Below are 19501 nucleotides of genomic sequence, written 5' to 3'. Positions count from 1 at the left end.
GGCTTGGTGTGCGGATTGTCCACCCGGAAGATCCGCACCCCGTGGGCCATCCAGTGCCGCAGCACCCGGGTCGTCTCCGCGATCAGACCCTCCAGGTCCGCGTCGAAGGCGATCGGGTAGATGTCCTGGTACTTCTTCGGCGGGTTCTCCGCATAGGCGATGGTCCCGTCGGTGCGGTGGTGGAACCACTCCGGATGCTTCTGCACCCACGGATGGTCCGGCGAGCACTGCAACGCGAAGTCCAGCGCGATCTCCAGACCCTGCGCCGCGGCCTGCTCGACGAACCAGTCGAAGTCCTCGATGGTGCCCAGGTCCGGGTGGACCGCGTCATGGCCGCCCTCCGGCGAGCCGATCGCCCACGGCACCCCCACATCGTCCGGGCCCGCGGACAGGGTGTTGTTGCGGCCCTTGCGGAAGGTGGTGCCGATCGGATGGATCGGCGGCAGGTACACCACGTCGAAGCCCATCGCGGCGATCGCGGGCAGCCGGCGGGCCGCCGTACGGAACGTGCCGTGCGGGCGCTCCGGGGTGCCCTCCGAGCGCGGGAAGAACTCGTACCACGACCCGAACAGCGCCCGCTCCCGCTCCACCAGCAGCGGCAACGTCTCCGACGCGGTGATCAACTCCCGCAGCGGATGGCGGGCGAGCACCGCGTCCACCTCCGGCGTCAGGGCCCCCGCCAGACGGGTCGCGACCGGCAGGGAGTCGTCCGCGAGGGTCTTCGCCGCCGTCAGCAGCACCGCGTGCTGCGGTCCCTCCGGGACGCCCGCCGCCGCACGCGTGTAGAGCTCGGCGCCCTCCTCCAGGACCAGACCGGTGTCGAGACCGGCAGGAACCTTTATGCGGGCGATGCGACGCCAGGTGCCGACCGGATCGCTCCAGGCCTCGACGCGATACGTCCAGCGGCCCTCGACGTCCGGGGTGACCTCCGCGCCCCAGCGATCGCTGCCGGGGGCCAGCTCCCGCATCGGCGTCCACGGGCCGTGCCGCCCTTCCGGGTCGGTCAGGACGACGTTCGCGGCGACCGCGTCATGGCCCTCGCGGAACACCGTCGCGGTGACCTCGAACGTCTCTCCCACGACCGCCTTCGCCGGGCGCCTGCCGGACTCCACGGCAGGGCGGACGTCCCGTACCGGGATGCGGCCGATGACCGGGGTGGAACTCATGCTCTCGCCTCCGCCGTGCTCGAGGCCGGGCGCTGACTGCGCCCGGCCGGGGATCGAAGCTGCGCCGGCGGGGTGTTACCTCCCGGCGGGGGAACGTTCCGCGGATCTCGGCGGACCGCGTCGCGCGACGTCGCCCGCCCGCGGGAGGTCGCTCTGCTCCTGGAGGTAGGCCACCACGCTGCTGCGCAGATAGTGCTCGGCGGCCTCGGCCGCCTCACGCGCGCAGCGCTTGCCCATCAGTACGCACAGCGTGTAACCCGAGTCCTCGAACGTGGCCCGGACATCGCGATCGGCGGGGGAGGCCAGCATGACGCGCTCCCAGGCGCGATAGCGCCGCAGTTGCCGGGCGACTTCGGCTTTGGCCGGTAGCAGCATGGCGCCGTTCACCTTTCGGGACTCGGGAGGATCCAGGGCGCGGAAGAATCCGGGCTCGGGAAGATCCAGGGCTCAGGAAGCTCCGGGATTCAAGAGATCTTCACTCATGGTGCACGTGGGACGACCCAACGTCTTGTTGGTTCTTCAACTACCTCAGTGGGGCGCTCGTGTTGCACGAATGGCGTACGACTCCCACTCTGGAGTCACTCTGAAGCGATCAGCACTCACGCTCCGTGTTTCGGGGTCCGGTCCCGCGGGGGCCGGGAGGAGCGGGAGCTTCGCGGTGAGGAGCGAGCGACGATGAAGACCGCAGTGCCCTGCTACTACCACCTCGACGTGGAGGTCAGCCCGGAACGGGTCGGGCAGGTCAGGCGCATCCTGGCCGCCCACCTACGGCTCTGGGACCTGGAGACCCTGGTCGAGCCCGTCTGTCGTGGTACCGAACTGCTGCTCAAGGCCATCGACGAGCACGCGACGGACAAGAACACCTCGATCGAGCTGTGGTGGAACGGTCAGCACCTCATCACCGCCGTCGCCGAGAACGACTGCGACCTGCGCCCGGATCTGGATCTGCGCGCCTGCCTGGAGCGCATCGCCGCGATGAGCGACGGCTGGGGCTGCTGTGCCACCGGCACCGGCAGCAAGGTCATCTGGTTCTCGCAGCGGGCCCGCGCCGGCGAGCGCGTCCCGCTCGTGCCGACGGCACCCGCCCCCACCCTGCGGGAGGTGCTCCAGGTGCCGCGCGAGATGCCGGTCGCGGCCCTGGCCGCCGCCGCTGTCGACGGCGGGAGCTGAGCGTGCCGTCGTCCAGGAAGAAGCAGGTCAAGAGCGGGAAGCGGGTGCCGGCCTGGAGCGGGCACCCCTACCCGCTGGGCGCGTCGTTCGACGGCGAGGGCACCAACTTCGCGCTGTTCAGCGAGGTGGCCGAGCGGGTCGAACTCGTCCTGGTCGACGAGCGGGGCGCCCACACCGGCGTCCCGCTGACCGAGGTCGACGGCTTCGTGTGGCACGGTTTCGTGCCGGGCGTCGGGCCGGGGCAGCGTTACGGCTATCGGGTGCACGGACCCTGGCAGCCCTCGTTCGGCCATCGGTGCGATCCGGCGAAGCTGCTCCTCGACCCGTACGCCAAGGCGGTGGACGGGCAGGTGGACAGCCACCCCTCGCTGCACACCCGCGAGGCCGACAGTGCCGGGCACACCATGCTCGGTGTGGTCACCGATCCGGCCTTCGACTGGGGCGACGACCGGCCGCCACGGCGGCCCTACGCCGACAGTGTGATCTACGAGGCCCACGTCCGCGGCCTCTCCCGCACCCACCCCGACGTCCCGCCGGAACTGCGCGGCACCTACGCCGGTCTCGCGCACCCCGCGGTACTCGACCACCTGACCTCGCTCGGTGTGACCGCCGTCGAGCTGATGCCGGTGCACCAGTTCGTGCACGACGGGGTGCTCCAGGACCGGGGCCTGGCCAACTACTGGGGCTACAACACGATCGGCTTCTTCGCGCCCCACAACGCCTACGCCGCCCACGGCACCCGCGGCCAGCAGGTCACCGAGTTCAAGGCGATGGTGAAGGCGCTGCACGCGGCCGGCCTCGAAGTCATCCTCGACGTCGTCTACAACCACACCGCCGAGGGCAACGAGAAGGGGCCCACCCTCTCCTTCCGGGGCATCGACAACGCCTCGTACTACCGGCTGGTGGACGGCGACTGGGAGCACTACTACGACACCACAGGCACCGGGAACAGCCTGCTGATGCGGCACCCCTACGTGCTCCAGCTGATCATGGACTCGCTCAGGTACTGGGTGACCGAGATGCATGTCGACGGCTTCCGCTTCGACCTCGCGGCCACCCTGGCCCGGCAGTTCCACGAGGTGGACCGGCTGTCGGCGTTCTTCGACCTGATCCAGCAGGACCCGGTGATCAGCCGCGTCAAGCTGATCGCCGAGCCGTGGGACGTGGGGGAGGGCGGGTACCAGGTCGGCAACTTCCCGCCCCTGTGGTCGGAGTGGAACGGCAAGTACCGGGACGCCGTACGGGACTTCTGGCGCGGCGAGCCGCACACACTCGGTGAGTTCGCCTCCCGGCTGACCGGCTCCTCCGACCTGTACCAGCACAGCCGGCGGCGTCCGCGGGCCAGCGTCAACTTCGTGACCGCGCACGACGGTTTCACCCTGCGCGACCTCGTCTCGTACAACGACAAACACAACGAGGCCAACGGGGAGGACGGTCAGGACGGCGAGAGCACCAACCGGTCCTGGAACTGCGGGGCCGAGGGCGAGACCGACGACTCGGCGGTCCTGGAGCTGCGGGCCCGCCAGCAGCGCAACTTCCTTGCCACGCTGCTCCTTTCCCAGGGCATTCCGATGCTCTGTCACGGCGACGAACTCGGCCGGACGCAGGGCGGCAACAACAACGCCTACTGCCAGGACAACGAAGTCTCCTGGATCGACTGGGAGTTGACCGAGGAGCAGCGTGATCTCGCCGACTTCACGCGGTACGTGATCGGTCTGCGCGCGGCGCATCCGGTGCTGCGCAGGCGCCGGTTCTTCCGGGGCGAGACCGTGACGCACGCGGGGCAGCCGCTGCCCGACCTGGTCTGGTTGCTGCCGGACGCCTGCGAGATGGCCGAGGCGGACTGGCAGCGCTCCGACGCGCACGCGGTCGGTGTCTTCCTCAACGGCGATGCCATCGCCGAACCCGACCCGCGTGGAAACCGGGTGGTCGACGACTCCTTCCTGCTCCTGCTGAACGGCCACTGGGAACCCGTCGACTTCCGGCTTCCGGACCCCGCCTACGGTGAACGCTGGACGACCGTGCTCGACACGACCGAGCCCCGGGGCGCCGACGAGGCGGAACACAAGGCCGGCACGGAGATGACGGTCGAGGCGCGCAGCCTGGTGCTGCTGTCGAGACCGTCCCGCGCGGGGGCGTGAAGGCGTCCAGGCCGCCGCCGCCGACCTGCCGCCCGCCGCGCACCACGCCCGCTCGGCGGCCCGCGTCAGCCAGGCCTCGCCGCCTACCTCCGCCCCGGCGGTCCACGGCACCGGCAGCCGGCCTTCGTCCCATCCGGGGATCCGTGCCGCCGGGTGGGAGGGGCGATGAGGGCGGGGGGCCCAGGGGCTCTCCCTCGGCGCGAGGGTGCATGGGGCCCCTCGGCCGCCCACGGCAACGGTGCCGGGGTCCGTTCGGTCCGGGATCCTTGCCGCTGGAGCGGGAGGGCTGGTGAGGGCGGGGCCCAGGGCCTCCTCACGCGCTCGGCGTCAGGTCGTATGGGGCGTCCCGGCCGCCCACGCCCGCGGCGCCCGCCAGCTGTCTGGCCCGGGGGTCCGTGCCGCCCGGAGCGGGCGAAATGATGAAGGGCCGGGCCCCTGGGCCCCGCCCTCAGCGGGCTCGGCGCGAGGTCACCGTGAACTGGGCGCCGTCGGGGTCGCGCAGGACGGCCTCGGTGGTGTCGTGCGAGAGAACGCTGCCGCCGTGGACCTCCGCCGCCTTGGCGCAGGCCGCCACGTCCGCGACCGCGAAGTGGACCTGCCAGTGCGGCCGGATCCGGGGATCGGGGGCCGAGCCCAGCGCCCCGGACTCGATGCGCGCCACCACGTCGCCCCCGCACCGCAGCACCACCTCGCCGCCCTCGTAGCGGACCTCGCAGCAGCCGGGGCGCTCCGTCGCCCAGTCGAGGACCTCGCCGTAGAAGATGGCGGCGTCGAAGGCGTCGCGGGTGTGCAGTCGGACGAAGGCCGGCTGGGCGCGCCGCCACACCTCCCAGTTGGCGACGAGGTCGCCCTCCCACACGCCGAAGGTCGCCCCGTCGCGGTCGGAGAGCAGGGCCGCCCGGCCGGGCGGGAAGGACATCGGGCCGACCGCCAGCGTGCCGCCGCGCTCCTGTACGCGGGCCGCCGCCTCGTCCGCGCTGGGCACCGCGAAGTACGGGGTCCAGGCCACCGCCATCTGCCACACGGACGCCACCGCCGCGATGCCGGCGACCGGCGTCCCGTCCGCCAGCGCGACCCGGAAGCGCTCACCGAGCTTGGCGGGCTTCCACTCCCATCCGAGGACGGCCCCGTAGAAGTCCTCCGTGGTCTGCTGGTCGCGGCTGGTCAGGCTCACCCAGCAGGGGGCGCCGAAGACATGGTGGCTGGAGACGACGTCCGCGGTCGCGGTGGGATGTCTCGGATCGTGGTTCATGGCAGTCGCGTCCTGCTCTCGTCGGCCGGCGGCCACCGGGCGGTCTTCCACCAGTGTCCGTCCGGAACCGCCTCGGGCGCCTGCCGAGTACCCCGGGGACGGCGCCGAAACGGTGGCCCGTTCGCCTCCGTCCGGTGGCGTGGACCCGCCCGAGTGACAGGATGGAGGCGTGTCAGTCGTACCGAACGAACCCGCCGACGAGTCGGACCGGATCTTCGCGTTGCAGGAGGAGATCGGCCAGCTCAAGGAAGCGGTCGCCTCCCATGCGGTCGTGGACCAGGCCATCGGCATGGTCGTCGCGCTCGGCAGGATCACCCCGGACGAGGGCTGGGAAGTGCTGAAGGACGTCTCCCAGCACACGAACATCAAACTGCGCAACGTCGCTGAGCTGATCCTCATCTGGGGACGGTCCGGAGAGATCCCCCCGGAGATCCGCGTCGAGCTCGAGGAGGCTCTCGACCGTTACGGCCCGAGGCAGATTCCGGGGGCGCCGTCCGAGTGACTCGCGCCGGGGGTTCACTCAGCGGGCGTCGGCCATGACCTCCTCGCGCAGCTGCGCGAAGCACGTGCTGAGCAGCCGGGAGACATGCATCTGCGAGATGCCGAGTTCCTCGGCGATGCTGCTCTGTGTCATGCCCCGGAAGAAGCGCAGGTACAGGATGGTCCGCTCGCGCTCGGGCAGGGCTTTGAGGCAGGGCCCGACGGCCACCCGGTCGACGACCACGTCGAAGCCGGGGTCGGGGCCGCCGAGTGCGTCGCCCAGGGCGTAGCCGTCGGTGCCGGGCATCTCCGCCTCCAGCGACAGCGCCGAGAAGCACTCCAGCGCCTCCGCGCCGGCGCGCACCTCGTCCTCCGTCAGATGCGCCAGCTCGGCGATCTGGGCGATGGTGGGCGCCCGCCCGGGCGTCTGCGCGAGCTCCTTCGAGGCCTGCCGGACCCGGTTGCGCAGATCCTGCACCCGGCGCGGCACGTGCAGCGTCCACATGTGGTCGCGGAAGTGCCGCTTGATCTCGCCGGTCACGGTCGGCACCGCGTACGCCTCGAAGGCGCTGCCGCGTGCCGGGTCGTAGTGGTCGACGGCCTTGACGAGCCCGAGGGCGGCCACCTGGTAGAGGTCTTCGAGGGACTCCCCGCGGCCCCGGAAGCGGACGGCGATCCGCTCGGCCATGGGCAGCCAGAGTTCCACGAGCTCGTCCCGCTGGGCCTTGCGCTCCGGCCCCTCGGGCAGCTGTGCCAGCCGCTCGAACGCCGCGTTGGTGTCGGGGGCGTCGTCGTGCGGATGCGGCTTCGTTCTGGTGGCGACGGACATGTCGCGCACCTCCCTGAGCGGGTGCTGGATGGACAGACACCGTGGGAGGCGGGCACGCACTCGGACCCTGAGGAGACAGGGGATCATCCGGAACCCGCTCGGCGGGGCTCCCACGGACGTGCCTCCTGTCCGAAGCACTATCGAGTAGTTTCCCGCTTCTGGGTGAAATAAAACAAATTACATAGATCGTCACCTATGTGTTTGACCAAGCCTTGGGTGAGATACCTCTGAGTCAGAGGTAATCTCGGCGGTGTGGACGAAGAGACCTTCCCCGAAGAGCTGGCCGACGTGCTCGTCGGCGTCCAGCGGCTGCTCAGGCGCAGGCTGCGCGCCGGACTGGCCGTGCCGCGGCTGCGCGGCGCCGAGGTCGAACTGCTGCGCCTGGTCGAGTCGCGGCCCGGCATCGGCGTCTCCGACGCCGCCAAGGAGCTGCATCTGGCCGGGAACTCCGTCTCGACCCTGGTCAACCAGCTGGTCACGGAGGGCCACCTGGTCCGCGAGACCGATCCCGCCGACCGGCGCGCCGCCCGGCTGCTGCTCACCGAGAAGGCCCGGACGCGGCTCAGGGACTGGAAGCAGCGGCGGGTGGCGCTCGTGAGCCGGCACGTCACCCGGCTGGGCGCGGCCGATCAGGAGGCCCTGCGCGCCGCGCTCCCCGCCCTGCGCGCGCTCGCCGTCAATCTGCACGAGGAGGCCGAGGACGCATGACACCCGGAGCTGTTTCCTGTACGGGCCTGACCTACGCCTTCGGCGACACGAAAGCCGTGGCCGGACTGGACCTGACCGTCGAGGAGGGCGAGGTCTTCGGACTGCTCGGCCCCAACGGCGCCGGCAAGACCACCGCCATCCGCTGCATCACCACCCTCCTCCCCGTCCCGGCCGGCATGATCCACGTCTTCGGCCGCGACACCGCGGACGACGCGATGGCCGTGCGCCGTCTGCTCGGCTACGTCCCGCAGCAGCTGTCCGCCGACGCGAACCTGACGGGCCGGGAGAACGTCACCCTGTTCGCCCGGGTCTTCGACGTGGCCCGCAAGGAACGTGCCGAGCGCGTCGCCCAGGCCCTGGCCGCCGTCGACCTCACCGACGCCGCCGACCGGCTCGCCGGCACCTACTCCGGCGGCATGGTCCGCCGCCTCGAGCTCGCCCAGGCCCTGGTCAGCGCGCCCCGGCTGCTGATCCTCGACGAGCCGACCATCGGCCTCGACCCGATCGCCCGCACCGGCGTGTGGGAGCACATCAACGCCGTACGCGAGGCCACCGGCATGACCGTCCTCGTGACCACCCACTACATGGACGAGGCCGACCAGTACTGCGACAGGGTCGGCCTCATGCACCGCGGCCGCGTCCGCGCCCTCGGCACCCCCGACCAACTCAGGCGGGGACTGGCCGAAAAGCGGGGCACCGACACCCTGCCGACCCTGGAGGACGTCTTCCGTGACGTCGCCGGCAGCGGACTCGAAGACGAGGGAGGGGATTTCCGCGATGTCCGAAGCACCCGCCGCACCGCGAACCGCGTCGGCTGACCCGGGCTCCATCAGCCTGCTGCTCCGCCCGCCGGAGCCCCGCGCGGGCTGGCGCCTGCTGCCCGCCAGGGTCGTGGCGATGTGCGCCGTCGAGCTCCAGAAGCTCCGCCACGACCGCACCGAGCTCTACACCCGAGCGGTCCAGCCCGCCCTGTGGCTGCTGATCTTCGGCCAGACCTTCACCCGCATCAAGGCGATCCCCACCCAGGGCATCCCCTACATCGACTACCTGGCCCCCGGCATCATCGCCCAGTCGGCGATGTTCATCGCGATCTTCTACGGCATCCAGATCATCTGGGAGCGGGACGCGGGCATCCTCAACAAACTCCTGGTCACCCCCACCCCACGCTCGGCACTGACCACCGGCAAGGCCTTCGCGGCCGGAGTGAAATCGCTGATCCAGGCCGTCGTCGTCATCCTCATCGCCGCCCTGCTCGGGGTGTCACTGACCTGGAACCCGCTCAAACTCCTCGGCGTCGGCGCGATCGTGATCCTCGGCTCGGCGTTCTTCTCCTGCCTGTCCATGACCATCGCCGGCATCGTGCTCAGCAGGGACCGCCTGATGGGCATCGGGCAGGCCATCACCATGCCGCTCTTCTTCGGCTCCAACGCCCTGTACCCGCTGTCCGTCATGCCGGGCTGGCTTCAGGCCGTCAGCAGGGTGAACCCGCTCAGCTACGAAGTCGACGCCCTGCGCGGTCTCCTCCTCGGCACGCCCGCCCATCTGGCGCTCGACTTCGGGGTGCTGGCCGTGGCCGCCGCACTCGGCATCACCGCGGCCTCCTCGCTCCTCGGCCGGCTGGCCCGTTGATCATGCGCGCGGAACGTGATGTGCGGCACGCCCGCGGAAGGGTTTTTCCGGCCGTTCGGCGGATTCTTCCTGCGCACGGCTTGATCAGCGATCAAAGGGGGTGAATTCCCTGGCCACAGCGCATTCTGCTCATTTGACAGTGCATCGAGCACACAGATAGGAAGCAGCTCTCTGAGGTCGAAGAGGTGCACTGTGTACGAGCCCAACGTGGTCGGGGACTGGCAGGAGTACGACGAGCATGCCGGTCTGCGTGTCCGCGTCCACCGTCTGGAGGCGGCCGAGCCGCCGCGGGGACGCGACGACGCCGCCGAAGGGCTCACGTATTTCAGCGTCCGTGTGACCGTCGAGAACCGTGGCGACCGTCATCCGACCGTCCACCTCGAGGACGGTCAGATCGACGTGCGGCTCGGCCCCGACGGCGAGAGCGCCTTCATCGACTGGCGCAACTCGCAGTTCATCGAGGGGTTCGACGTCTACCCGCTGCGCCGCGTCACCGCCGTGCTGTTCGCGGCGGGACCGGAGGCGAGCCTCGGCCAGATCGATGTGCAGATCCAGCTGCGGGTCGACGACGAGTGGGCCGACCGACGGCTGTGGGCGGGCGGCATCGGCCTCGACGAGGGAGCCCCGCACGTGGTCGCCGGCCGCGAGGGCCTGGCCTGCCAGATCAGCAACTTCCTGCGGGACCAGGCCGAAGAGGGCACTGCCTGATCCCGTCTGGGCCTCAGTGCGGGATGCCGTCGATGATCTCGCGGGCGCCCTGACGCAGCAGCGCCACGGCGACCGAGGTGCCCAGCGTGGCCGGATCGAGCCGGCCCGCCCACTCGTGGGCGTTCAGCCTGGTCTTGCCGTCCGGGGTGAACACGCAGGCCCGCAGGGAGAGTTCGCCACCGAGGTCCATGCGCGCGTACCCGGCGATCGGGCTGTTGCAGTGGCCCTGCAGGACGTGCAGGAACATGCGCTCGGCGGTCGCCTCCCGGAAGGTGTCCGGGTCGCCCAGCGCGCTGACCGTGTCGATCAGCTCGGTGTCGCCCTCCCGGCACTGGAGCGCGAGGATGCCCGCGCCGATCGGCGGCATCATCGTCTCGGGGGAGAGGATCTCGCTGATCACGTCCTGGCGCCCGATGCGTTCCAGTCCGGAGACCGCGAGCAGCAGAGCGTCCGCCTCGCCGGCCGCCAGCTTCGCGAGGCGCCGGTTGGCGTTGCCGCGGAACGGCACGCACTCGAGGTGCGGGTGGGTGGCGGCGAGCTGGGCCACGCGGCGCACCGAGGAGGTGCCGATGCGGGTGCCGTCCGGCAACTCGTCCAGGGTGAGGCCGCCCGGGTGGATCAGGGCGTCACGGATGTCGTCCCGCTTCAGGAACGCCGCGAACGTGGTGCCCGCCGGGAGCGGCCGGTCGGCGGGCACGTCCTTCACGCAGTGCACCGCGAGGTCCGCCGCACCGGCCAGCAGCGCGGCGTCGACCTCCTTGGTGAACGCGCCCTTGCCCTCGACGGCCGACAGGTCGCCCATCCACTTGTCACCGGTCGTCCTCACCGGCACGACCTCGGTGCGCACACCGGGATACAGGGCGGCCAACTCGCCTCTGACACGCTCCACTTGGGCCAGCGCCATCGGCGAGTCACGGGAGACGATGCGGATCAGTTCCGGGAGGGACATGCGGGACACGATAGACCCTGCGGACGTTCGGTGTTTGACGCTCAGGGCTCCACGGGTAGGGAGTAGCGCACCTTTTGCCTGGCGCGGGCACCCATCCGGTCGTAGAAGCGGATCGCCCCGTCGTTCCAGGCCGGTGTCTGCCACTGCACCTCATCGAGGCCCAGCGCGCGGGCCTCGGCGGTCACGGCGTCCATGAGCAGCATCCCGAGTCCGAGACCGCGATGCCCGGGAAGCAGGAACAGGCAGTCCATGTGCAGGTACTCGCGGCCCTCCCAGGTGGAGAGTTCGGGCGAGCAGGTGGCGTAGCCGACGGGTTCGCCGTCCGGGAGTTCGGCCAGCAGACAGCGCAGGCGGGGCGCCGGGATGTCGAAGAGGAGCGCGGCCAGCCTGTCCGGCAGATCCTTCGGGGGCGCGGCCGCCTGCTCGTACTCCGCGTGCCGGGCGGCGAGTTCGGCCACCGCGGGCAGGTCGGCGCGCTCGGCGTGCCGGACGAGGGGAGCGTCGCTCATCGGACGTCGCCGGTGATCGTGTCCGCGCCCCAGGCCGTGAGACGGTCGGCGAGTGGTCCGGTGCCGCCCAGGACGTGCCGGGAGTACGCGCTCCGCTCGTGGGCGAGTACGGCTGCCTCCCACACGCAGGGCGCCAGTCCCGCCCGGCCGGGCCGCAGCGCGTCGGGCTTGCCCACCGGACCGGCGAAGATCGCCAGGTCCGCCATGTCGCCCTCGATCCAGCTGTGGACCAGGACGTAGTCGCCGTCCCCGCCCGTGTGCACGATCAGGACGGCGAGCCCCAGGGAGCCCCGTAGTGGGCCGAGTTCGAGATGGCCCGCGGCGATCCGCAGCCCGGCCTCCACGTCCTGGTCGGACACGGAACGGCCGGGCGCCTCCAGCGCGTACACCTTCACCAGGTGGCCGGCGGCCTCCTTGGTTCCCAACGGCCGCACCGGACGGGCGTGGTGGGAGTCGGCGAGGGCGAGCAGGGCCTCGGTGTCGACGGCGGCGGGCAGTTCCTCGTGAAGATCCATCGGGCCATCATCGGACGCCGGGCTCCGGCGCGCCCACCGCCGCCCGCGAGACGGCCCGTTCCGGCCAGTTCAGCACCACCAGCGCCACCGCCGTCAACAGCCCGCCCACCAGGAACGTGCCCCGGATCCCGGTCAGCGGCAGCAGCGCCCCGCCGAGCAGGGCGCCGACGGCCACGCCCACGTTGAACGCCGCCGAGTTGGCCGCGAGAGCCGTCTCGGTGCGCCCGGGGGCGACCTGCAGCACCTGGCTCTGCGTCGCCATGAACGCCGGCCCCACCGAGGCGCCCAGCACCATGAGCAGGGCGACGGTCGCGACCTGGCTGTTGCCGCCCACGTACAGGCCGACCAGGGCGACGGTCTGCCCCGTCACCGGCACGGTCAGTGTGGCCCGCGGATACCGGTCCAGCAGAGGTCCGGCCACGGTGACCCCGGCCAGCCCCGCCGCCCCGAACGCCATGAGCACGGCGCTCACCGTGTCGCGGCCGAACCCGCTCACCTCGTCCAGGAAGGCCACGATGTACGTGAACCCGGTGAACGCCCCCGTCACCGAGAGCGCGGTGGTGGCGAGGACGACCACGAACCGGCGCCGGTCGGGGGCGGCCCCGTACGCCGCAGGACTCTCCCGCGGACAAGAGGTCGGCAGCAGCACGGCCACCGCGACCAGAGATACGACGGCGAGCGCGCCGAGCACCGCGAACGGCACCCGCCAGCCGCTGTGGCCGCCCAGCCAGGTGCCCGCCGGTACCCCGGCGACCGTGGCCAGCGAACCGCCGACCGACAGCAGCCCGATGATCCGGCCCCGCCGCTCGGGTGGGAACAGCCCGACCGCGGTCGGCCCCATCACCGCCCAGAACAGCGCCTGCGCCAGCGCGGTCGCCACCCGGGCGGCCAGCAGCAGGCCGTACGACGCGGCGGCGAGCGCGGAGATCCAGCTGGCAGCCGCGAGCACCGTGAGCAGACCCGTCATCAGATGCCGGCGTGGCACGGAGCGGGTGACGTGGGCCAGCGGCAGCGAACCGACGGCCACCGTCAGGCCGTAGCCGGTGACCAGCGCGCCCACCGCGGTGAGCGAGACCCGCAGATCGTCCGCCATCAGGGACAGCAGACCCACCGGGAGGTTCTCGGTGGTGTTGAAGGTGAACGCCGCCAGCATCAGCGCCGCGACGACGGCGGCCCTGCGCCAGGGGGCCGGACGTACGCTGCCCATCCAACTGCCTTTCGGGGTGGGGGAGAGGGACGGCAAGCGTGCTGTGCCGACGCGCACGGCTCTACTCTTTCGGTCCAGGACGAATCATCGACCAGCACCGGGGGGACCGTCTTGCCGCTGACCCTGCGTCTCGGGAACGACGACCTCAGACGGTGCCGGTTCGCGGTCTCCCCGCTGTGCCAGACCCACGAGGCGCTGCGCATGCTGCGCCGGTCCGCCCGGCACGGTTACCACCGGGCGTGGCTGCGCCGTGCCGCGCCCGCCGTGGCCGGGCTCGACCTGTCCCCGCTGTGGCTGTTCATCCCGCCGGCCGGCGGTTACACCCCCGACTTCCTGGGTCCGCCTCCCGAGGAGCCGTACCCCCGCTTCGAGGAAGAACTGGCCCGCGTACGCGCCACCGACCCCGCCCTCGCCCGCACCGAGATGGCCCGCTCGCTCGCCTGCTCACCGGGGCTCGCCGAGTCACCGCGGGGCCGGGCCGCGCTGGACGACCCGGCCGCTGCCGTGCGGCGCCTCGCCGACCTCACCGAACAGGCCTGGCAGGCGTTGGTCGCCCCGGACTGGTCGCGCCATCGGGCGGTGCTGGAGGCCGACATCGCGCACCGGTCCCGGCAGGTGGCGGACGCCGGGCTGGACGCGCTGTTCACCGGTCTGCACCCGGACGTCGACTGGGCCGACGGAAGCCTCACCCTCCCTGTGCGGGGCGACCTGACGGACGCCCAACGGGCGGACGGACGGGGCGTGTTGCTGATGCCCAGTGTGTTCGTGTGGCCGGACGTGGTGAGCGGCTTCGCGCGACCCTGGCAGCCGACGGTCATCTATCCCGCGCGCGGCATGGGCGCACTGCACGGGGACGAGGTGCCGGGTCCGCCCGAGGCGCTCGCGCGGTTGCTGGGGCGGCAGCGGGCCGCGGTTCTCGCCGGGCTCGAGGACCCGGCCTCGACGACCGATCTGGCCCGCCGGCACGGCCTCGCCCCCTCGACCGTCTCCGCCCATCTGTCGGTCCTGCGCGAGGCGGGCCTGCTCGGCTCGCGGCGGCAGGGCCATCGGGTGCTGTACGGGCGGACGCCGCTCGGTGACGCGGTGGTGGCCGGTGCCTGACCCTCCGGCGGGGCCGGGGCGGGGTGGATGATCCCCCGAACAGTCCTCAGGTGAGCGGCTCGCTGAGTTCGACCGAGCGCAGGGCGGCCGCGAGGGCCTGGTCGTCGCCGATGTCCAGGGCCGTGTCGGTGAGCTTGATGACGTGTTCGTCGCCGTGGGCGAGGGCTCGTTCCACGACCTCTTCGGGACTGAGGCGCGCGGTCGGGACGTAGGCGACCGGTGCCGCCGGCGCGTACATGGCCGTGACCGCCGCCGACGCCGTCCAGGCCGCGTGCAGGCTGGGCACCCACTGGTCGCGGGGGAGGGAATCCAGGGCCCGCAGTACGGCGTTGGGGGCCGTGGCCGCGTGCACGAGCATGGTCGGCTCGCCGTGGCCGTGGGTGGCGTAGCGGTGGGTCGCGGCGCGGACGAGCTCGGTGAGCCGCTCCTTCGCGGTGTCCGGGTCGGTGACGTCGTGCGCCCACACGGGCAGTCGCCGTACGGCGGCCAAGCGGTTCCGGAAGCCCAGGTGCCCCGGCTCGATGGCCGGTACCGCTACCAGGGCGTCCGCGGCGGCCGTCGCACCCGGCAGCTCCACGAGCCCGTTCACGGGCTCGTGCCGTGCCGCCCAGTAGCCCAGGGCGTGTGCGAGTTCGGTGAGTCGGGGGGCGTTCTCGTGGGCCTGCACGGCGCGGACTGCGTGGCCCACCCGGATGACCGTGTGCGTGGCGCCGCCGTACATGCCCGGCAGCAGGCGCGGCCACCATTCGGCGAGGACGTCCTTCCAGGGGCGCTCGGCGAGCGTCCGGGAGAAGTGGTCCGTCCAGTCCGCTATCCGGCGCGGATCGCCCAGTGCCGCGGGCCAGTTGGCGTCCGTCACGGGGGCGGTGCGGTCGGGGAAGTCCTCCAGCTTGTCCCGGTACAGGTCCAGCCACCGGTGCACCGAGCCGGCCTGTCCGTGTGCGGCGAGCGCCTCGACCACCATGGGGGCGTGGTTGCTCAGCCAGCCCTCTCGCTCCGGTCCGGCGGCGTGGACGCGGTCCAGGGCTTCTTCGAGGTACCCGCTCTTGTCACTCGCTTTGGTCGTGTCCATGAACGGGACGTTATGCCGGGTGCGGCCCGGCCGGGATCGGGCGCGGGACGGAACCCGCGGGCGCGGGGGACCTAGGTCCCGCGCCCGATCGTCTCACCGGATCAGGCGTTGGGGTCGAAGGAGATCCCCGACGGCTTGGCCGACGTCAGGTGCGCGGCGAAGTTGGCGTCCTTGAGGCCGAAGTTGGCGCTGCCGAAGTCGTACGCGCTCAGCTTGTCGCGCAGCCCCGACGGGTAGCCGTTCCAGCCGACCAGCGGCGGGTACTGCCAGGTGCCCTTGGCGTTCTCCGGCGGCTCGTCGCCCGAGTTGGCCAGCCGGAAGCAGTGCGTGCGGACGCCGTCCTTGTGGTAGACGATCTTCGCGTGCGTGCCGTCGAAGCGGACGCCGGAGGCCGCGCTGACTGTGAACGAGCCGTGGTTGGACGTCGACACGTACTGGACCGTGCCGTTCTGCACCCAGATCACGACGTGCTCCCAGTCGTGACGGTGCCCGCCGATGCTGCTGTTCGCCACCGCCTGGTCCTTCTCGAAGTACAGGCCGTACATATAGGCGCACCAGCCGTTGTTGCACTTGTAGCGCGAGTACGTGTTGGTGTTGTCCAGGTCGGAGGCGTCATGGCAGTCGCCGCTGAGCGAACCCGTGGGATTCAGACCGCCGTTGACCGTGCCGTCGGGGCCGATCGCGGGCGTCGAGTAGCAGCCGTCCGTGTCGTAGTCGAAGGCCGGTTGGTAGGTGTACTCGGCGCTCTCGGCGTTGGCGGGCAGCGCCTTGGGCGGGGCGGCGAATGCGGCGGAGGGGAAGGCGACGACGAGGGCGGCGGCGCCGGCCAGGCCGGTGAACCATCTCGTGCGGTGCTTCTTGAACGACGGTGACGCCACTGCGTCCTCCTCGTGGTCCGGGCGCAGCCCAACGGCTGTGGGGTTACTGGGGAGTTCAGCTTCCCGGCTTTTCATGTCCGCGCCAAGAGGTCGAAGGCGTCGTTCCGGTTAAGGCCCGCCCAATTTCCGGATCATGACGGTTCGTCGGGGAGGTCGGCCGAGGAGTCCTCCGGCGCGAGGTCCGGCCGCAACCGCAGCCAGGACGGCTGACGCAGCAACCCCGCCCGGGTACGGGTGCTGTAGCGGACCTCGCCGACCAGGCGGGGCAGCACCCAGCGCGCGCCCGGGACCCGTGGCGCTGGGTCGAAGGGGCACACGTCCGTCGCCGCGGCGGCCAACAGTGAGGCGAGCTCCGTCCGTTCCGCCTCGCTCCAGCCGGTGCCCACACTGCCGACGTACCGCAGCCGCCCGCCGCCCCGCTGTCCGACCAGCACCGCGCCCGGCAGGCCCGTGAGTCGGCCCTTGCCGGGCAGCCAGCCGCCCACCACGACGTCCTCACTGAGCATGTTGCGGATCTTGATCCAGGCGCGGGAACGCACTCCGGGTTCGTACACCGAGTCGAGCCGCTTGCAGACCAGGCCCTCCAGACCGTGCTCACGGGTGGCGCGCAGGGCCTGCTCGCCGTGGCCGACGAGGGCGGCGGGTGTCGACCAGTGCGGCCCGGTGAGCGCCAGCTCGTCCAGTCGCGCCCGCCGCTGCGCGTAGGGGAGGGCGAGGAGCGAGCGCCTCCCCAGGTGCATCAGGTCGAACAGCACGAGATGGACGGGAGCTTCGGCCGCCCGGCGTGCGGCTCTGCCGGGGGCGTGGGACAACTGCATGCGCGGCTGCAACAACTGGAAGTCGGCGCGCCCCTGTTCGTCCAGCGCCAGGATCTCCCCGTCGAGCACGGCCGGTGTGGCGCCGAGCGCACTGCCCAGCGACCGCAGTTCGGGATAGGCGCGGGTGATCTCCTCCCCGGACCGGGCGCGCAGCGTCACGTCGCCGTTCCCGGCGAGGTAGACCACCACCCGCTGGCCGTCCTGCTTGGTCTCGTAGGCCCAGCGCGCGTCCTGTGCGGCGGGCGGCAGGGTGCCGGGGGTGGCGAGCATGGGCGGGATCAGCGGGAGGGTCACGGGTGAGTTGTCGACGCGAGCACCGGGTGCCACGCGCCCCGCGCACCGGTTTCCCCTGAACGGGCGCCGCCGGGGGTCTTCTCAGCCCTCCTGGTACAGGTTGACGATGTTCCCGTCCGGGTCCCGCAGCCACACCGACCGGCGGCCCCACGGCTGGGTGGTCGGCTGCTTGAGGATCTCGACACCCTGGGCCGCCAGTCGTTCATGACGTGAGTCCACGTCGGTGACCCGGAACTCCAGGGTGAAGTTCCCGCTCGCGGCGGCGGCCGTCGACCCGGGCACCATCGACTCCATGCCCCGGGTGGAGAAGAAGGACAGGACGGCGCCGGGGATTCTCACCCGGACGAAGGGTGCCTCGCCCTCCACCTCCGCGTCGAGGACCCGCGCGTAGAAGGCGGCGAGCGCCGGGACGTCGTCGGTGATCAGGGAGGTGCCGGTGAAGTGGGGCTGCATCCGGGCATCGTAGGGGAGTGGCGGACACGAGGCGGCGAGGACCGGACTCGGCGCCGGCGGGGTCAGATGATGCCGCCGTTGGCCCGCAGCACCTGGCCGTTGACCCAGTGACCCGCCGGGCTCACCAGGAACGACACGACGTTGGCGATGTCCTGGGGCGTTCCCAGCCGCTCCAGCGGCGACTGTGCCGCCAGGCGGGCGACGGTCTCCTCGTCCTTGCCGTCGAGGAAGAGGTCGGTCGCCGTCGGGCCCGGGGCCACGGCGTTGACGGTGACGTCACGGCCGCGGAGCTCACGGGCGAGGATCAGGGTCACGGCCTCGACCGCGCCCTTGCTGGCCGCGTAGGCGCCGTACCCGGGGAAGGCGAGCCCGACGACCGAGCTGGAGAGGTTGACGAGCGCGCCGCCCGGCCGCAGTCGGCGTGCGGCCTGCTGGTCGACGACGAAGGTGCCGCGGATGTTGGTGCGGTACAGGGCGTCGAGTTCGGTGAGGTCGAGCTCCGCGATCGGGGACAGGGGCATCCGGCCCGCGGAGTGGACCACCACGTCGACACCGCCGTACGTGGCCTCCGCCAGGTCGAACAGGGCGGCGACCTCGGTCTCGTCGGCGACGTCCGCGCGGGCGGTACGGGCGGTGCCGCCCGCCTCCTCGATGGTGCGCACGGCGTCGTCGGCGGCGTCCTTGTTGCCCGCGTACCCGACGACGACCGCGAACCCGTCGGCGGCGAGCTGCTGGGCGATCTGCCGTCCGATGCCGCGCGATCCGCCGGTCACGATGGCGACACGCTGTTCCGTCCGGGGCTGAGTGGTCATGGCTGCGTCCCTCTGTGTTAGCGCTGCTACGGTTGGCTCGTATCGACGATAACACGGATTCGTAGCGATGGTAACCTCCACTTCGTATCGGTGCTACGAATGGCGTACGGTGGGCGCATGAATGCGAGGGAAAAGATCCTGGAGGCGGCCACCGAGCTGCTGGCCGGCGCGTCGGCCGCCGATGTCTCCACACGCGCGGTGTGTGAGAAGGCCGGGGTGGGCGCGCCGATGCTCTACCGGCTCTTCGGCGACAAGGCCGGTCTGCTGGCGGCCGTGGTCGACCGGGGATTCGAGCGGTACCTCGCGTCCAAGCGGGCGGCGCGGCCGAGCGAGGATCCGGTCGAGGACCTGAAGAGCGGCTGGGACAACCACATGCGCTTCGCGCTGGAGCACCCCAGCCACTACCGCCTCATGTACTCGCCCGAGCTGACCGCGCCCCCGGCCGCGGCCCAGGAGGCGCACGACCTGCTGCACGGCATCCTCGAACGCTGCGCGGCCGAGGGGCGGCTGACCGTGCCGCCCGCCCTGGCCACGCAGATGATCATGTCCGCCAACGTCGGCGCGGCCCTGTCGATGCTGACCAGGCCCGAGCAGTACACGGACGCGAAGTTCGCGCAGCGGCTGCGTGACGCGGTGCTCGACTCTGTGACCCGGCCCGTCGACATCGACGCGGCGCGGGAGGACGACTCGGTGCCCGTAGCGGCCGCCACACTCGCGGCCCGGCTGCGTGCCGACCTGCCGCCGACGCTCACGAAGGCTGAGTCGGCCCTGCTTCAGCAGTGGCTGGAGGAACTCTCCGAGAGATGAGGG

The 19501-nt window shown here is 71.6% G+C and carries 22 protein-coding genes; 9 read left to right on the top strand and 13 right to left on the bottom strand.

The window, feature by feature from the left end; translation table 11 throughout:
- Both ABZT02_RS12980 and ABZT02_RS12975 read right to left on the bottom strand, forming a co-directional pair.
- Positions 1-1166 (bottom strand): maltotransferase domain-containing protein (locus tag ABZT02_RS12980; protein ID WP_356017098.1); only part of this gene is annotated, 1166 nt, incomplete at its 3' end.
- 75 nt (positions 1167-1241) lie between these two features.
- Complete coding sequence (locus ABZT02_RS12975; RefSeq protein ID WP_356017096.1) at positions 1242-1541, bottom strand: DUF5133 domain-containing protein; 300 nt, start codon at positions 1539-1541, stop codon at positions 1242-1244.
- A gap of 300 nt (positions 1542-1841) precedes the next feature.
- Between ABZT02_RS12975 and ABZT02_RS12970 the strand changes: the two genes are divergently transcribed.
- Entirely contained in the window at positions 1842-2336 is a 495-nt protein-coding gene (locus tag ABZT02_RS12970) for a pep a2 (protein ID WP_356017094.1), read from the top strand.
- Positions 2337-2380: 44 nt separating this feature from the next.
- Entirely contained in the window at positions 2381-4477 is a 2097-nt protein-coding gene (gene glgX, locus ABZT02_RS12965; RefSeq protein WP_356017151.1) for a glycogen debranching protein GlgX, read from the top strand.
- A gap of 448 nt (positions 4478-4925) precedes the next feature.
- Here the strand turns inward: glgX and ABZT02_RS12960 are convergent, their stop codons facing one another.
- Positions 4926-5729: a VOC family protein gene (locus ABZT02_RS12960; RefSeq protein ID WP_356017092.1), complete on the bottom strand. Its 804-nt coding sequence runs from the start codon at positions 5727-5729 to the stop codon at positions 4926-4928.
- A 169-nt stretch (positions 5730-5898) separates the two neighbouring features.
- Between ABZT02_RS12960 and ABZT02_RS12955 the strand changes: the two genes are divergently transcribed.
- Positions 5899-6231, top strand: a complete 333-nt coding sequence (locus ABZT02_RS12955) for an ANTAR domain-containing protein (protein WP_356017090.1) — start codon at positions 5899-5901, stop codon at positions 6229-6231.
- Positions 6232-6249: 18 nt separating this feature from the next.
- On the opposite strand, the gene ABZT02_RS12950 is transcribed toward ABZT02_RS12955, so the two are convergent.
- Positions 6250-7038, bottom strand: coding sequence for an RNA polymerase sigma factor SigF (locus ABZT02_RS12950; protein ID WP_356017088.1), 789 nt, complete (start codon positions 7036-7038; stop codon positions 6250-6252).
- Between the two features lie 252 nt (positions 7039-7290).
- On the opposite strand from ABZT02_RS12950, the gene ABZT02_RS12945 reads away from it, so the two are divergent.
- The 4 genes from ABZT02_RS12945 (at position 7291) to ABZT02_RS12930 (ending at position 10083) form a co-directional block, all read left to right on the top strand.
- On the top strand, positions 7291-7746 hold the full coding sequence (locus ABZT02_RS12945) for a MarR family transcriptional regulator (RefSeq protein ID WP_356017086.1): 456 nt from the start codon (positions 7291-7293) through the stop codon (positions 7744-7746).
- The gene (locus ABZT02_RS12940) at positions 7743-8564 is read left to right on the top strand and encodes an ATP-binding cassette domain-containing protein (protein WP_356017084.1); all 822 of its coding nucleotides are present in this window, start codon (positions 7743-7745) and stop codon (positions 8562-8564) included. The genes ABZT02_RS12945 and ABZT02_RS12940 overlap by 4 nt, the downstream gene beginning before the upstream one ends.
- Positions 8524-9375 (top strand): ABC transporter permease, encoded by an 852-nt coding sequence (locus tag ABZT02_RS12935; RefSeq protein WP_356017082.1) that lies wholly within the window; start codon positions 8524-8526, stop codon positions 9373-9375. Before ABZT02_RS12940 ends, ABZT02_RS12935 begins: the two co-directional genes overlap by 41 nt.
- A 192-nt stretch (positions 9376-9567) precedes the next feature.
- The gene (locus ABZT02_RS12930) at positions 9568-10083 is read left to right on the top strand and encodes a hypothetical protein (RefSeq protein WP_356017079.1); all 516 of its coding nucleotides are present in this window, start codon (positions 9568-9570) and stop codon (positions 10081-10083) included.
- Positions 10084-10096: 13 nt separating this feature from the next.
- On the opposite strand, the gene hemC is transcribed toward ABZT02_RS12930, so the two are convergent.
- Genes hemC through ABZT02_RS12910 form a run of 4 tightly spaced genes read right to left on the bottom strand, consistent with a single transcriptional unit; the run spans position 10097 to position 13263 of the window.
- On the bottom strand, positions 10097-11032 hold the full coding sequence (gene hemC / locus ABZT02_RS12925) for a hydroxymethylbilane synthase (protein ID WP_356017077.1): 936 nt from the start codon (positions 11030-11032) through the stop codon (positions 10097-10099).
- Between the two features lie 41 nt (positions 11033-11073).
- Positions 11074-11541, bottom strand: coding sequence for a GNAT family N-acetyltransferase (locus ABZT02_RS12920; protein WP_356017074.1), 468 nt, complete (start codon positions 11539-11541; stop codon positions 11074-11076).
- Positions 11538-12056: a hypothetical protein gene (locus tag ABZT02_RS12915; protein WP_356017072.1), complete on the bottom strand. Its 519-nt coding sequence runs from the start codon at positions 12054-12056 to the stop codon at positions 11538-11540. The genes ABZT02_RS12920 and ABZT02_RS12915 overlap by 4 nt, the downstream gene beginning before the upstream one ends.
- Before the next feature lie 7 nt (positions 12057-12063).
- The gene (locus tag ABZT02_RS12910) at positions 12064-13263 is read right to left on the bottom strand and encodes an MFS transporter (RefSeq protein WP_356017070.1); all 1200 of its coding nucleotides are present in this window, start codon (positions 13261-13263) and stop codon (positions 12064-12066) included.
- A gap of 111 nt (positions 13264-13374) precedes the next feature.
- Between ABZT02_RS12910 and ABZT02_RS12905 the strand changes: the two genes are divergently transcribed.
- Entirely contained in the window at positions 13375-14364 is a 990-nt protein-coding gene (locus ABZT02_RS12905) for a DUF5937 family protein (RefSeq protein ID WP_356017068.1), read from the top strand.
- 46 nt (positions 14365-14410) lie between these two features.
- Here the strand turns inward: ABZT02_RS12905 and ABZT02_RS12900 are convergent, their stop codons facing one another.
- The 5 genes from ABZT02_RS12900 to ABZT02_RS12880 form a co-directional block, all read right to left on the bottom strand.
- On the bottom strand, positions 14411-15436 hold the full coding sequence (locus tag ABZT02_RS12900) for a questin oxidase family protein (protein WP_356017066.1): 1026 nt from the start codon (positions 15434-15436) through the stop codon (positions 14411-14413).
- A gap of 101 nt (positions 15437-15537) precedes the next feature.
- Positions 15538-16314, bottom strand: a complete 777-nt coding sequence (locus tag ABZT02_RS12895; RefSeq protein WP_356017064.1) for an NPP1 family protein — start codon at positions 16312-16314, stop codon at positions 15538-15540.
- Between the two features lie 131 nt (positions 16315-16445).
- Positions 16446-17426 (bottom strand): non-homologous end-joining DNA ligase, encoded by a 981-nt coding sequence (ligD, locus tag ABZT02_RS12890; RefSeq protein ID WP_356017062.1) that lies wholly within the window; start codon positions 17424-17426, stop codon positions 16446-16448.
- Positions 17427-17507: 81 nt separating this feature from the next.
- Positions 17508-17879, bottom strand: coding sequence for a VOC family protein (locus tag ABZT02_RS12885; protein ID WP_356017061.1), 372 nt, complete (start codon positions 17877-17879; stop codon positions 17508-17510).
- A 62-nt stretch (positions 17880-17941) separates the two neighbouring features.
- Positions 17942-18691 (bottom strand): SDR family oxidoreductase, encoded by a 750-nt coding sequence (locus tag ABZT02_RS12880; RefSeq protein WP_356017059.1) that lies wholly within the window; start codon positions 18689-18691, stop codon positions 17942-17944.
- Between the two features lie 117 nt (positions 18692-18808).
- On the opposite strand from ABZT02_RS12880, the gene ABZT02_RS12875 reads away from it, so the two are divergent.
- Entirely contained in the window at positions 18809-19498 is a 690-nt protein-coding gene (locus ABZT02_RS12875) for a TetR/AcrR family transcriptional regulator (protein WP_356017058.1), read from the top strand.
- The last annotated feature ends 3 nt before the right edge of the window (positions 19499-19501 follow it).

The sequence above is a fragment of the Streptomyces sp. NPDC005402 genome (assembly GCF_040606575.1).
In the GTDB taxonomy this organism is placed as follows: Bacteria; Actinomycetota; Actinomycetes; order Streptomycetales; family Streptomycetaceae; genus Streptomyces.
The sequence above is the reverse complement of the archived record's forward strand: the minus strand, read 5'-3'. Positions and strand labels throughout refer to the sequence as shown.